At 47.8% G+C, this 14,045-nt stretch carries 15 protein-coding genes; 5 read left to right on the forward strand and 10 right to left on the reverse strand.

Annotated elements, in window-relative coordinates; genetic code table 11:
- Positions 1-247 precede the first annotated feature (247 nt).
- Positions 248-424, forward strand: coding sequence for a YciY family protein (locus tag HMPREF3091_RS22235; protein ID WP_071603101.1), 177 nt, complete (start codon positions 248-250; stop codon positions 422-424).
- Between the two features lie 47 nt (positions 425-471).
- Here the strand turns inward: HMPREF3091_RS22235 and HMPREF3091_RS12315 are convergent, their stop codons facing one another.
- Both HMPREF3091_RS12315 and HMPREF3091_RS12320 read right to left on the reverse strand, forming a co-directional pair.
- Positions 472-963, reverse strand: a complete 492-nt coding sequence (locus HMPREF3091_RS12315) for a Dps family protein (protein WP_004090001.1) — start codon at positions 961-963, stop codon at positions 472-474.
- A 791-nt stretch (positions 964-1,754) separates the two neighbouring features.
- Positions 1,755-2,051, reverse strand: a complete 297-nt coding sequence (locus tag HMPREF3091_RS12320; protein WP_004090000.1) for a YciI family protein — start codon at positions 2,049-2,051, stop codon at positions 1,755-1,757.
- Between the two features lie 398 nt (positions 2,052-2,449).
- Here HMPREF3091_RS12320 and HMPREF3091_RS12325 point away from each other — a divergent pair, with 398 nt between their 5' ends.
- On the forward strand, positions 2,450-3,121 hold the full coding sequence (locus HMPREF3091_RS12325) for a TonB family protein (protein WP_070716150.1): 672 nt from the start codon (positions 2,450-2,452) through the stop codon (positions 3,119-3,121).
- Between the two features lie 78 nt (positions 3,122-3,199).
- Here HMPREF3091_RS12325 and yciA read toward each other — a convergent pair whose 3' ends face one another.
- Both yciA and HMPREF3091_RS12335 read right to left on the reverse strand, forming a co-directional pair.
- Positions 3,200-3,628, reverse strand: a complete 429-nt coding sequence (gene yciA / locus HMPREF3091_RS12330; RefSeq protein ID WP_004089994.1) for an acyl-CoA thioester hydrolase YciA — start codon at positions 3,626-3,628, stop codon at positions 3,200-3,202.
- A gap of 118 nt (positions 3,629-3,746) precedes the next feature.
- On the reverse strand, positions 3,747-4,292 hold the full coding sequence (locus tag HMPREF3091_RS12335) for a septation protein A (protein ID WP_035502311.1): 546 nt from the start codon (positions 4,290-4,292) through the stop codon (positions 3,747-3,749).
- A gap of 228 nt (positions 4,293-4,520) precedes the next feature.
- On the opposite strand from HMPREF3091_RS12335, the gene HMPREF3091_RS12340 reads away from it, so the two are divergent.
- Positions 4,521-6,293 carry a SulP family inorganic anion transporter gene (locus tag HMPREF3091_RS12340; RefSeq protein WP_070716152.1) on the forward strand — a complete coding sequence of 591 codons (1,773 nt, stop codon included), beginning with the start codon at positions 4,521-4,523 and terminating at the stop codon, positions 6,291-6,293.
- 113 nt (positions 6,294-6,406) lie between these two features.
- Here the strand turns inward: HMPREF3091_RS12340 and HMPREF3091_RS12345 are convergent, their stop codons facing one another.
- The 3 genes from HMPREF3091_RS12345 to hxpB form a co-directional block, all read right to left on the reverse strand.
- Entirely contained in the window at positions 6,407-7,798 is a 1,392-nt protein-coding gene (locus HMPREF3091_RS12345) for an L-cystine transporter (protein WP_070716155.1), read from the reverse strand.
- Between the two features lie 244 nt (positions 7,799-8,042).
- The gene (locus HMPREF3091_RS12350) at positions 8,043-8,585 is read right to left on the reverse strand and encodes a metal-dependent hydrolase (RefSeq protein WP_070716157.1); all 543 of its coding nucleotides are present in this window, start codon (positions 8,583-8,585) and stop codon (positions 8,043-8,045) included.
- A gap of 149 nt (positions 8,586-8,734) precedes the next feature.
- On the reverse strand, positions 8,735-9,397 hold the full coding sequence (hxpB, locus tag HMPREF3091_RS12355) for a hexitol phosphatase HxpB (protein ID WP_070716160.1): 663 nt from the start codon (positions 9,395-9,397) through the stop codon (positions 8,735-8,737).
- A 226-nt stretch (positions 9,398-9,623) separates the two neighbouring features.
- Between hxpB and HMPREF3091_RS12360 the strand changes: the two genes are divergently transcribed.
- The gene (locus tag HMPREF3091_RS12360) at positions 9,624-10,169 is read left to right on the forward strand and encodes a YniB family protein (protein ID WP_004089983.1); all 546 of its coding nucleotides are present in this window, start codon (positions 9,624-9,626) and stop codon (positions 10,167-10,169) included.
- Positions 10,170-10,265: 96 nt separating this feature from the next.
- Here the strand turns inward: HMPREF3091_RS12360 and HMPREF3091_RS12365 are convergent, their stop codons facing one another.
- The 3 genes from HMPREF3091_RS12365 to ghoS form a co-directional block, all read right to left on the reverse strand.
- On the reverse strand, positions 10,266-11,369 hold the full coding sequence (locus HMPREF3091_RS12365) for a DUF1266 domain-containing protein (protein ID WP_070716163.1): 1,104 nt from the start codon (positions 11,367-11,369) through the stop codon (positions 10,266-10,268).
- A 217-nt stretch (positions 11,370-11,586) separates the two neighbouring features.
- Entirely contained in the window at positions 11,587-12,459 is an 873-nt protein-coding gene (locus HMPREF3091_RS12370) for a fructosamine kinase family protein (protein ID WP_004089982.1), read from the reverse strand.
- 280 nt (positions 12,460-12,739) lie between these two features.
- A complete protein-coding gene (ghoS, locus tag HMPREF3091_RS12375) occupies positions 12,740-13,060 on the reverse strand; it encodes a type V toxin-antitoxin system endoribonuclease antitoxin GhoS (RefSeq protein WP_004089981.1) in 321 nt (106 codons plus the stop codon).
- Between the two features lie 169 nt (positions 13,061-13,229).
- On the opposite strand from ghoS, the gene HMPREF3091_RS12380 reads away from it, so the two are divergent.
- Positions 13,230-13,880 (forward strand): transglycosylase SLT domain-containing protein, encoded by a 651-nt coding sequence (locus tag HMPREF3091_RS12380; RefSeq protein WP_020303763.1) that lies wholly within the window; start codon positions 13,230-13,232, stop codon positions 13,878-13,880.
- Positions 13,881-14,045 lie beyond the last annotated feature (165 nt).

Genomic DNA, 14,045 nt, shown 5'->3' on the forward strand with positions numbered 1-14,045 from the left:
GCGAGTTGTCCTTTCGCAAAAAAAGCGTTATCTCAACTGAGTTTACGCACAGTTGTTGAAAGGTAAAACCTTTTCGCTGCGAAAACTAAATGATTTAACTGTCGTAAGAGTTTACAGACTGTAACATTAAGTCAAGCATGGGATCGCGGTATGCGCGGATTTCTCTGGGGTAAAGCTAAATCGATTGTGTGACAAATGTCACGATGGGTTTATAATGTGCGCGCATTTACCCAGAGAGACGTTTGTCATGCGACGTAGTAGAAATGAAGTAGGGCGCTGGCGTATGTTGCGTCAGGTGCACCGCCGACGCAGTTGCTGGTTAGAAGGCCAATCCCGCAGAAACCGACACATCTATAGTGTTCGCCGCTTACACAAAATTCAGCATCATCGTTCTTTGCTGTATTCTGTTGCTTACGAGTGGTAGAAAAAATTCAGCCCCGCATTGCGGGGCTGGAGCAGATCCTCAGACGTTTATTTGCCCAGATAGGCGTTCAGCATCCAAACCTGTTTCTCTTGTTCCTTGATGTAATCGCTCATCAAAGAAGAGGTACCTTCATCACCAGCTTCGCTTGCTAGCTCCAGAATTTCACGCTGCTGAGTCAGCAAAATGGAGTAGCCAGACAGCAGACCTTTCAACGTTCCCTTATCGTCAGTAACGTTAGTATCTTCTTTAATATCCGCCGTTTTCAGATATTCGCTGAAGGCATGACGAGGCTGGTAGCCAAGAGTCAGAATACGCTCTGCCAATTCATCAACTTTCAGCAGCAGATCGTTATAGGTTTCTTCGAACTTAACATGCAATTCAAAGAACTGTGGGCCCGTGATATTCCAGTGATAGCCACGTACGTTCATGTACAACACTTGGTAGTTACCGAGCAGGCTATTGAGTGATTCTGCGAGTTTTGCAGATTGTTTGGTATCGAGACCAATGTGAGATTTCGTTGCTTTTTTCGTTGTCGCCATAATCGTAAGTTCCTCATTATTCGGTAAAAGTAATACATCCGTAATAAATCGATATCGATTTTTTGACTCTGAGATCGGTGGACTTCGCGATGGTTAATACCCAGTAATCCAACCTAAAAAAACAGGCTTATGTAAACAATAAGTTAGCACGTGTTTCCTTGACTTCTATCCTGCCAGACTTGATGTAGGAGATCTAGGAGCAAGCGGGTATTTTTGCCAATAGGTGCAATAGGTAGAGAAAAAGGGGTAAACCTGATTTTTAGTCAAGAGAATCTGCAATCAGCCCCAGCTCGTCGTTGAAATGTCGCTTCGGAGGATAAAGACCTAATAAAATTCTGATTTGTGAGCCACTTTTACTGCTTATGAGAATGTTTTTTGAACGGGTTAATGAGCGATGTGAACGCATCTATTTGAAAAATATTAGTATATGTGCGACGTCTATAGATTATTCCTGAAATGGATTCTTTCCTATAGTGACAATTGGCGATAAAAAAACTCGTGAACCTAATCATTAGTGCTGTTTTTATCAACGGAATGATGGCGTTTTGCTGGTTTAATCATCGTTTTCATGGTGTCTATATAGATAACCCATAAGTACTAATTATCAGGATGTTGCGGGTCTTGAGGTTTAAGGGTAGACTGCGCAGCATCACTGAATGGTGACAGAAAAGCGCGTTTAGCATTATCAATGATATCTCCATGTAGCCCCGCTAAATGCGCTTCTCTGAATTAGAAAAGGCCTGCTTATGCAGGCCTTTTTTATATCTAAAATTTGCTTGTAACTCAGTCTGTTAGAACACTTTTTTGTACGGGACAACCGTAACGGCCTGATAGACGCCAGCAGCAACATACGGATCGGCGTCCGCCCACGCTTTCGCCTGCTCCAGAGACTCAAATTCGGCAATGATGGCTGAGCCTAAAAAGCCCGCTGCGCCGGGGTCATTGGAATCAATCGCCGGAAGAGGGCCTGCCGTCAGCAAACGGCCTTCATCGCGCAACACCTGTAGCCGAGCTAAATGGTCAGGTCGAGCGGTCATTCGTTTATCCAGTGCGTCGGGAACATCCTGAGAGAAAATAAGATATAACATGGTGCTAACCCTGATTGTTGGAATGAATTAATGTGATGGAGACAACACCACGTTACGGCATCTGTACTTGGTGTGCAATAAGCCTGTTACCTTGCTGTTAAGGAGTTGGAGAAGATGGTGTTTTATCCGTCAGTTAAGCGTTTTCTTTTGTTCTGAACGCCTTTGTTCATTGCACATGATTGCTATTTGCATTTAAACTTGAACCCTCGTTAAACGAAGAACATTTGGGTTAAATCAATCCGTCAAATCAGGTTGCTAACACTTTGTCGCTGAAAACATCACCACTGAAGAAGTTTTTTCTGACGCGCCGTCTTTCATGGCCTACGACGTTGTCTGTCTGCTTACATACAACGTTAATCGCAGGCTTACTGTACGCCTCTGCACAAGAGGTGTTGCATATGCCTGCCGAAGAGCCAGAACCGATTAACGTGGTGATGGTTAATCCTGCCATGTTTGCGGCTCCAGCGCCTGTTGCAACGCCACAGCCTGATGCAAAACCTGAAGCTGCACCACCTCCACCGCCAAAAGAAGAGAGCAAGCCGGAGCCTAAACCGGAACCCAAGCCTGAACCAAAACCAGAGCCGAAACCGGTGCCTAAACCCAAGCCTAAGCCGGTGAAAAAAGAAGTGGTTAAACCACAACCTAAGAAGGTTGTTGAAGAAAAACCGCGTGAAGAGATACCAAGATCGACGGTGACGTCATCAGAGACATCGTCATCTAGCACGTCGACGCATGCGAGCACGTCAACCACGAAGGCGAGCAACAATACGACGAATGCTCCGGCTGCTGCTGCAGTACCGACAGGGCCACAAGCAGTAAGCATTGTGAAACCGGGATATCCAGCGCGTGCTTTCGCACTGAAGCAAGAGGGTAAGGTGGTTGTGCGCTATGACGTTGATAGTGATGGGCGAGTGGCGAATATCGAGATCCTCTCCGCTGAGCCTCGTAGTCTATTTGAACGTGATGTTAAGTTGGCTATGAAGAAATGGCGCTTTGTACCGGGTCGAGAAGGTAAAGGGTTAACTAAAACCATTATTTTCCGCCTTAGCGGTGATACTGAAATTCGATAGTATCTTGTCTCTGTTCGGTAAGAAAAAGCCAGTCACATTGGACTGGCTTTTTTGTTATTGGATTTCGGTGCTTAAGCGTTAGTCTTCAAAGCCAACGCGAAAGTTTTCTTTTCCCGCAGGCAGTGTGCGTGACTTGTTGTCATCATCAACGGCAACATAGGTAAATACGGCCTCGGTGACGCAATAGCGTTGACCAATAGGGTCTGAGGAGACCTTTTTTACCCACACTTCGATATTTACCGTAATGGAGCTACGGCCAGTTCGGATGCAGCGTGCATAGCAGCATACGACGTCGCCCACGGCGACGGGTTTTAGAAACGTGATGCCGTTAACGGCGACGGTAACCACTCGACCTTCTGCGACTTCTTTTGCCAGAATTGCGCCGCCAATGTCCATCTGCGACATGATCCAGCCACCAAAAATATCACCATTGGCGTTAGTGTCGGCTGGCATTGCCAAAGTACGAAGGACAAGCTCTCCCTCAGGGAAACGATGTTTTTCGCTCATAAATGTCAGTCTTAATTCTTTTCAGTTACACCCGTGATATCTCAAACAGCCAGCAAATTGCTGCAACTGAATCGATCTAGGGCATATCACTTCCCGTATGTCAGTCTTCGGGAAAACCTTATTTGCTCGTTTTTTGTTCTTCAGCCATATGACGGTAGATGTACACACCGCTTAATAACGTGAAGACTAACGTCAGTGCCGTTAAACCAAACACCTTGAAGTCGACCCAGACGCTTTGTGGCATCCAGAACGCAACGTAGATATTGGCAATACCGCAGGCCATAAAGAACAGCGCCCAAGCCGTATTCAAGCGCGACCATACAAAGTCAGGCAGAGAAATCTCTTTACCCAACATGCGTTGGATCAATGGCTTCTTCAGAACGATTTGGCTAACCAGCAGCGCAATAGAGAACAGCGCATAAATGACGGTAACTTTCCATTTGATAAACAGATCGTTATGGAAGACTAACGTCAGCGTGCCGAAAATAGCCACCATCACGAAGGTGATGAGCGTCATTTTTTCGACTTTACGATATTTAAGCCATGTCACAATTAATGCGACAGCCGTAGCGGCAATCAATGCGCCTGAGGCAACGTAAATGTCATAAAGTTTGTAACAGACAAAAAATACTACTAGTGGCAGAAAATCTAAAAGCTGCTTCATATACCTGTCCATAAATCAGTTAACCGAGCGACTATACCCGATTCAGTGCGGCGAGGCATCAAAACCCTAACGCGTACCTGTTCTCATTATCGCGCATAATGCGGCTCAGTGGGATGAAACGCGCCTATTTTTGCAAATACTTACAAGATGGCATAACGCTTGCTATCACCTTGATAAGTTGATGACTTACACGCATGATGTAGCAAGAGTGTAAAGAAGGTAAGCGATATGAAATGGAAATTTATTAACGGCTGGATGCCGGGTTTAGCCCTCTTGATGGGGTATCAGCGGGAGTGGCTGACAAGTGATATTCGGGCAGGACTCTCGGTCGCCGCGGTGGCGTTACCCGTGGCGATTGCATACGCCGATCTTGCCGGTGTTGGCGCAATCGTCGGGCTATATTCCTGTGTATTTCCTATGATTGCTTACGCGCTATTTGGATCATCGCGTCAGGTCATCGTTGGCCCAGATACCGCAACCTGTGCGGTTATCGCTGCGGTGGTTACGCCGTTGGCGGCAGGTAATGCCGAACTTCAGTGGCAACTCTGTATCATGATGACGCTAATGACCGGTGGCTGGTGCCTGATCGCTAGCCGTTTCCGCTTAGGCGCATTGGCCGATCTGCTATCGCGACCGATTCTTACCGGCCTACTAAATGGCTTAACGATCACCATTATTGTCGATCAGTTGGGCAAAATATTTGGTTTTCAAACTAAAGCACGTGAGTTGATAGAGCGTCTTATCTCGCTACCTCAAGATTTACTTTCAAGCCATTGGCCAACTATGTTGCTGTCTTTACTCACGCTGCTGGTGCTTATCGGTGTGAAACGACTGCGGCCAAAGTGGCCCGCGCCGCTGATCGCGATGTGTCTCGCGATGCTTTTAGTCTGGTTATTTGAACTGCCATTGTACGGCATCAGAACGATAGGCGGGTTCAGCGATGGTTTACCGGTTGTGCAGTGGCCGAGTTTCCAGCCGGGATTGCTGCGCGATCTGGTGATCCCTGCATTGAACCTCGCATTGATCAGCTTTGTGAGCCTGATGCTGACTGCGCGTAGTTTCGCCGCTAAAAACGGTTATGAAGTTAACGCAGATGCGGAGTTTCGCGCGTTAGGTATCGCGAATATCGTTTCTGGTCTGTCACAGGGATTTGCGATCAGCGGTACCAGTTCTCGCACGGCGGTGAACGATGCTAACGGCGGTAAGAGCCAGTTAGTGTCTATTGTGGCTGCCGTGGTGATTGGCGTCGTGGTGTTGTTTTTCACGTCGCCGTTGCAATACATTCCGGTCTCTGCGCTCGGTGTCGTGCTGGTTTATGCTTCGTGGTCGCTGTTGGATTTCCGTACTATTGTTCAATTGCGTCGTCGTAATCCCGCAGCATTTCGCCTTGCGCTGTTTACTTTCGCCAGCGTGATGTTGGTGGGGGTCATGCCAGGCATTGGGCTGGCCGTTTTGCTTGGGCTGTTGCAGTTTTTGCGCACCGTTTTTCGTCCAACCGAGCAGTTACTAGGGGTAAACGAAGAAGGGATGATCCATTCGCTGGGGAACGGGGCGCAGGTGAAAGCCGTCGATGGGGTATTGATGTACCGATTCAACTCGCCGCTCACCTATTTCAACGTTAGCTATTTTAAGCGCCGCGTATTGAATTTGGTTGATGGCATGCCATTCCAGCCACGCTGGGTGGTTATTGATGCGGTTGCCAGCTTTACCTATCCCGATATCAGCGTGATTTCTACCGTGGATGAGCTAAAACGCGATCTTAAACAACGCAACGTTAAGTTGGTGCTGGCAGGGCGTCGAACCGACCTTAAACGCTGGTTTAGTGCTAACCGAGCGAAAGGGGAAGAGAAAGGGCTGCTGTTTGTCTCGGATCTCTATCTGGCGCTTAAGCTCATTCAGAGTAGTGAATGTGTTAACTGCGAACCTTCACCCGTCAGCGAAAAGAGAGTACTCGCGCTGGAAGATAAAACGGCGGCGGGTCAGATGTCAGAAAAGCAGTAGGTAGGGGTTACTCCCGTCAGGCATTTCAAATAACAACGCCCGATGAATATCACCGGGCGTTGTGCTAAATAAAATTTCTGGTTTTGCCTTTGCCTCATGGCAAAGACGGGTCATCATTTGTGAGCTAGCTCAGCCTCTTCTTCAGAGTCAAAAACGTTTTTGTCGGTCTGACGCAGAATTTGACTGGTAATCGTGCCTGCCGTCATCGAACCATTGACGTTTAACGCGGTACGCCCCATATCAATCAGCGGCTCAACGGAAATCAGCAGAGCGACTAACGTGACCGGCAGCCCCATGGCTGGCAATACGATCAGTGCGGCAAACGTTGCGCCGCCGCCCACCCCCGCGACGCCGGCGGAGCTTACGGTCACGATACCGACCAGTGTAGCAATCCACAGTGGATCCAGCGGGTTAATCCCCACGGTTGGTGCAACCATCACCGCAAGCATCGCTGGATATAAACCGGCACAGCCGTTCTGGCCAATTGTCGCACCAAAAGAGGCAGAGAAGCTGGCGATGGACTCAGGCACGCCGATACGGCGAGTCTGCGCTTCAACGTTTAGCGGAATGCTTGCTGCGCTAGAACGGCTGGTAAAAGCAAATGTCAGAACCGGCCATACTTTGCGGAAGAATTTTAGCGGGTTAATACCGGTGAAAGAGAGCAGCAGGCCATGAACCACAAACATAATTGCCAGTCCCAAATAGGATGCAACGACGAAGCTACCCAGCTTGATAATGTCGTGCATATTAGAACCGGCAACGACTTTGGTCATTAACGCCAGTACACCGTAAGGTGTCAGTTTCATGATCTGACGAACGAGCTTCATGACCAGCGACTGCAGGGTATCGATAGCCGTCAGAACGCGCTTACCTTTGACCTCATCATCTTTCAACAGTTGTAACGCCGCAGTCCCTAAAATTGCCGCGAAAATGACCACGCTGATGATAGAGGTTGGGCTTGCACCCGTGAGATCGGCAAAGGGGTTTTTAGGAATAAATGAGAGCACCAGCTGTGGAACGCTCAGATCAGAAACCTTGCTCGCATAGTTCGTGTTAATCGCGGCTAATCGTGCCGTTTCCTGCGTACCCTGTACGAGACCTTCAGCGGTCAGGCCAAATAGATTAGTGACCAGCACCCCAACCAGCGCGGCAATCATGGTGGTGAATAACAGGGTGCCAATTGAAAGAAAACTGATCTTACCCAGCGAAGACGCGTTGTGCAGCTTCGCGACGGCGCTCAGAATTGAGACGAACACCAGCGGCATCACAATCATCTGTAACAGCTGCACATAGCCGTTACCCACGATGTTGAACCAGCTAATGGAATCTTTCAGAAGTGGGTTATCGGAACCGTAAACCAGCTGTAGGCCTAAGCCGAACAGAACCCCCATCACTAAGCCGACGAGTACTTTTTTAGCCAAGCTCCATTTAGTACGACGCGTCTGTGCCAGTAGCAGCAATAGTGCTACAAACACCAACACGTTAATCACGAGCGGTAGGTTCATCCCCATTCTCCATCCAATGTTTTTATATTATGACTGTTTTTATACGTTTCTTGCGGCCCTTATAGGACGATCAAGCCTCTTTGGACTCAACACTGACCTACGCTGAAACGTTTAATGTATATATGCTAACAGCACCATAGACATCGCGCTTATATCCAAAATGAATTTATTATAATTTTTGCATCGAGTTTGTATGTTAAACCAGCAAAATGCGGAGTTTATGAGCGATGGGATGTGATGTGGGTCATAATTTTTGGCTTACGTATCTGAGTAAATCGTAAAATGGCATGAGATCGCCGCCCCAATAGACGGCATATCCCACTAGCGACATGCACAGAATTCGTTCCAACTGATTCCCTTTCTGGGAGTTGAGAATGGGTAAACGAAAACGCCAACGGATTGGCCACAATAGGGGAACACCAGCCGGCGTGAGCATATCGGCTAGCAGATGGCTGAGATAGCCAATGACCATTGCGTGCATAGCGTCTACGGTGATACCCATATAGCTAGGCATTTCACAATGTAGGAGAAATACTCCGCCGATGACGGCTAACAGGCTATGAGTAAATCCACGATGGCCAAACATGCGGGCAATCGGGGATGATAGCCATTTGAGGCGCTGTCCCAGCACCGATTTAGGATGATCGATATCGGGCCATAAGCAGGTGAGCAGTGCGCCGGGAATGATGTGCCACCAGTCACCATGGGCGAGCGCAGGCGTCAGTTCCGCTTTTTTAGCGAAAATGGCACATGCGACAGAAAAAATGAGATGGCCTTCCGCCGTCATGATAAAACTCGCCGATGACACTGGTAATTTATCCAGCATATCGGAGTTTTCGCAGGAATCAAGAGGTGACAGCGTAACAGATAGCTATTTGCTGTATAAATATACATAAAACGGAGCCTGGGCTAGGCTCCGTCTATCTTACAGCAAGATTAAGGCTGAATATCTGACGCGCTAAGCTCGTTGAGGTTGTTAAGTTTTACGTCAGCGAGTGCCCAGCGAGGGTCGCTAATATTCTCTGGCGCAGGTACCACGATGGAACGCATACGGGCCGCTTTGGTTGCAATCATACCGTTGAAAGAGTCCTCCAGCGTGACGCAGTTTAGCGGATCGACGCCCAGCGCGTGGGCTGCATTGAGGTAGACTTCTGGATGGGGTTTGCTATAAGGCAAGGCTTCAGCAGAAACCACCGCGTCAAAGTATTGGCTGATGTTAAACATTTCCAACACATCGTTAAGCATGTAAAGAGGGGACGCAGAGGCCAAACCGATTTTCATTCCTTGCTGGCGACATAACTTGAGCGCGTGCTCAACGCCAGGCAGCAGCGGTTTGGTGTCACGAACCAGTTCAATCACACGACGAATGATTCGCTCCGTCACTTCTTCCTGACTCGCGCCTTGCCACGGACTGCGTTGATACCAAAGCTTAACCACCAGATCGATGCGTAGGCCCAGCGTTTCTGGAATATCTGCCGCATTCACGTCAATGCCTAATGAGGAAAAAACATCGTGCTCTCCTTGAGTCCACAGCGGCTCAGAATCTATCAGTAACCCATCCATATCGAAAATTACGGCTTCAATGCGACTCACTGGCATTTCCTCATCTATTGAGATTAACGGCCCCAAGCTGGCGCTTGAAGGCATTCACTTTATTTACTCTAACATTCGCGATGGTTTTGGTTAAGCCAGTTATACTCAACAAGCTTAAAGTTAATCCGAACCCGACCAATCAATTCAACAAGTTGAGATTGCGGTAAGATAAACAGCCACGTAGACTGCCGTTATTCAAGGCGATAACAACGCGAATTAGTAAGGGGATGGTATGACCTACCAACAAGCCGGTTGGGTTGCAGTGATAAAACGGATTTTAGGCTGGGTGGTGTTTATTCCAGCGCTGCTTTCGACCATCGTGTCGGTGCTCAACTTTCTTTATCAGCATAGTCAGAAACAAGAAGGTTTGAACGCCGTTATGCTGGATTTTGTGCATGTCATGATTGATATGGTCAAATTCAACACGCACTTTCTGGATGTATTCTGGTTCAACTCTCCTGAGCCAGCGCTCGGACAAGGCTTTACCGGTGCCAACATTATGTTCTGGGTTATCTACTGGCTGATATTTGTCGGTGTGGCATTACAGGCCTCTGGCGCGCGTATGTCGCGACAGGTTCGTCATATCCGCGAAGGCATCGAAGACCAACTGATCCTCGAACAGATGAAAGGGGCTGAAGGACATAGCCGCGAGGCGCTAGAGAAGCGAATCGTACTGCCGCGCCATACTATTTTCCTCCAGTTTTTCCCTCTGTATATTCTGCCAATTATCGTTGCGGTGATCGGGTATTTTATTTTGAAGTTGCTGGGGATGCTGTAGGTGATTTAAGACGGGGCTTACATTTCCTGTAAGCCCCGCTAATTATCTCGTTGGCTGCGCCCTAAGAAAGAGAGCGGCTGAGCTCGCCTCTATCATTCATTGCCATTCCCCGTTTGCACTTTTTGTTATACTGACGCGTTGAATCATGTCTTTACATAAGCCAAATCCAGTAAACATATCATTCGATAACACCATGCCCGGAGCAGCAGGCCACCTCAGTTGTGCGATTGGCCAACGGCAGTATTTTTTATAGCAATCAAATTGGGTTAAACGAAATTTTGCCATTTCTGCATTGTTACTCCAGAACGCGTTTCCTATACGGTAATTAGTATAAAACGCATCAAAGCTAGGAAATATTTCATACACTAAATCGGCCGTTTTCAATAAATCTTTCCATGCTTGTTCTTCGCTAATTAACCCAGCGCTAAAGGCATTACGGCTCATCACAATTCCTCGCCAAAGGTCAAATCCCCACAATAAAGCGGGTGGGCGATTGTCGAGGCTGGGTTTTAGGCAATCTAGGATTTGTGCTGGCTTTACACCTGTTAGTTTGGACAAGTGTTGAGATAGCATTTCGGCACGATAGCTACTTTGTTCTGCAAATAAGCGTGAATGCATGCCTTCATGCAGTTCGTGCAACATCTCATGATAGTCCTGTTCTGTGGTAATCCCCCAATCTTCCTCGAGTAGAGTTAGGTAATTATCTGCAGAAGCGAGGGGAAAGAGTGAGTAGTCGTAGTTATCGCCTGCAACACGCGCGGCAAGTGGATAATATTCCAGCGTTTCGCTCCAGAAACCGCAATCATATAACTGCACGATATCGAGTCGCAGTGCTTGACGTTGTGGTTCTTCTAGCGGAACGAGGCCGGCCTGCTGATAGTAGCGACGCTGTTGTTGTGTTTGCTCTTTAAGGATTTTGTAAATCATTACCCCGATCAAAAATAGACATAGAAAAGTCACACACCATATGAGTATGGGCGTTTCGTGTTGTTTTGTTGCGGAGGTGATGTTATCAAAATAGAAATAGAGCAAAAGTCCGATACCAACACATGATATACCAGTCAGTACCTTCAATATTAATCTATGCCATGGCGTGAAGAGGGTTAACTTCTCTTGGCCATGATGGTTTTGCCCTAGCAGGCGGCTACCCATGCCTGGAAAACCTCGCCAGTTTGGGTGATTTTGCAGTAGTTCCTTCATGATGTGTTTTCTTCCTTGGCTTTTTCGGTGTGCGGATACAGGTGGTACCGATCTATTCTACACTTGTTTCGGAAGGGGATAATGAACTGGCTAATATTATTAAGTAAATGAGTTTTGCAAGAGGCAAGGGACGATTTAGCCATTGATCTAAAAGCCACCTTCTTGATAGGTGGCTTTTAATGCTTGGCGTGTACTAACCATGTTTACGCTATATCGTTTAGGCCACATCTTTCTCCATCAACTTATCCACTGCCTGAATCGCGGTTTCTAGATGCGGCCCCGCAAACAGGTTGCACATATTGAGTTGATGATAGAGTTGGTAAATCGGCTGGCGATCAATAAACGATGTCGGCAGAGGCCAGACGCTTTGGTAGCCATCGTAAATCTGTGCGGGTAACAAAGGGTAGAGCGGCAGCATGGCTAAATCGCACTCGCGATCCCCCCAGTAACAGGCAGGGTCAAAAATCACCGGTCCTTGAGCGCTTAGCCCCATATTGGCAGGCCAAAGATCGCCGTGCAGCAGCGATGGTTGGGGCTGGTGGCCTTGCAAACGTTGCTCTACGGTGCTGACAATGCTGTCGATATCACCGAAGTGAATGCCTTTTTCCGCCGCAAGCTGAAGCTGCCAGCCAATGCGTTGCTCGGCAAAGAACTGCGCCCAACGGCGCTGCCACATATTAGGTTGCGGAGAGGTTGAAAGGTGGTTGTCAAAATCCAAGCCAAACTGTGGTTGCTCGCTCCACTGATGCAGACGCGCCAATTGTTGCCCCAGAAGATAGGCATTGTGCGCATCGAGTGGGCGAACAGGCAAATACTCCAGCAGCAGGAAACTTGCTTCACGCGTAGATCCGACGCCGTAAACCTGCGGCGTTCTTACCGTATGGCTACGAGCCAGACACTCAAGCTGATCGGCTTCGGCTTTGAAATCTTGCAGAAAATCAGGGGTGTCACATTTGATGAAAACTTTGAGATCGCCATCGCTAACGCACCATGCTTGGTGAACCTCGCCACCGGCAAGCTCTTGTTTCTCGCGAATGGTGAAGGTTTGGTCAAAATGCCCACTGAGTAAACGACTCACCGCTTGCCACATAGTGTACCCCCTATAATACCGCTGATACTTGAAGCCGCTTGGCGTTAGCTTTGCCTGCTACAACTATTTTGGGTATAGATCGTGAAAGGAACTGGCGTTCTATTGTCTCGACTTATTGTTGCACGACAGCGTGCGACTCAATAATTCAGGACAGACATATAGGTGAACATAATTGTGTGATGCTATTTTGACCGTAACCGTTGCTGCGACGAACGTAAAGCATAAAAGACGATCACAGGTTATTTTCTGTTAATTGCTTGATCGAAAATAAAGTAGGGCGCTAGCTGCGCCCTTTAGAAGGATTTCTTGCGGCCCAGAGTTGGGTAAAATATTCATCGCGCAAAACGGCTTCCACTTCGGGCTCTTGCCCTAATGCGACTTTCCCTAAGGCCTGCGCAAGACGTTCAACGTCACTTTTATCTTGTAGGCTGGTGATAGCGTAACTATTCGGCCCCAGTTCATGCGGGATACCATCAGAATCCGCAACGGTAGTGGCAAACCCCTCAAGCATGAGTTGGTTGTTTAATTTTGCGTTTTCCGCCAGATCGGCCTGCGGATAACTGAAGGTCACTACATAGCAAGCAATAGCAGATTGACTCATGGAGTACCTCAATTGATGCACTTAACTAAATAATAATAGCCTATAAATAAACTAAAAATGTGTATAAAAAGGTGAAATGAGCAACAAAGCGTAAAAATCAACTAGCCAAAGACCTTTTTTTTCTGGCAACATCCATCTCGGACCAACATACGCAGAGGATCTCGCAACGGTGAAGATACGAATCAGTTGCATGTTGGCGGTATTGCTTTTGGCTGGGTGTGCGAAAGAGCAAACACCGCCTCAAACAGTGAAGTTAAACGTCAACAATAATGCTCGCGGTAGTTTTTTAGATGCACGAACGCCACCTGAAGGAGAGTTTGGAACTTACATCCGAACGGCCTCAAACAGTTATGGCATTGATGAAACCTTAATAAAGGCCATTATTCAGGTGGAATCAGGAGGGAACCCTCACGCGGTCAGCACATCCAACGCGATTGGGCTGATGCAGTTAAAGGCCTCTACGGCCGGTAAGGATGCTTACCGCAAGAAGGGGCGAGGCGGGCAACCAACGTCGCGTGAGTTAAAAGATCCTGCTGTAAATATTGATTTAGGCACCGCTTATTTGAATATTTTGCAGAATCAGCAGTTAGCCGGTATTACCAACCCTAAAACCATGCGGTATGCGATGATAGTGTCATATGCCAACGGCGCAGGGGCCATGTTGAGAACGTTTTCGCCAAACCGCAAAGTGGCGATCGACAAAATCAATAGCATGACACCGGAACAATTTTACCAGCATATACAGAAACGACATCCGGCAGCGCAGGCTCCGCGTTATCTGTGGAAGGTAAACACCGCCTATCTGGCGATGGTGCAGTAAGCGGTAAATCAGGCCATGTCCTGACTGTGGTTAGCCTTTATAAGGCTGTAGGTTAACCACAGTCATCTCTCCTCTTCCTCTTCTTAATTGAAACCCTAGCGGCGTTGGCTGCACTCGCTCACCCGAATCACTTACTCATGTAAGCTCATCGGGATTCGCTCATTT

This window comes from Hafnia sp. HMSC23F03 (assembly GCF_001816025.1).
Lineage (GTDB): Bacteria > Pseudomonadota > Gammaproteobacteria > Enterobacterales > Enterobacteriaceae > Hafnia > Hafnia paralvei.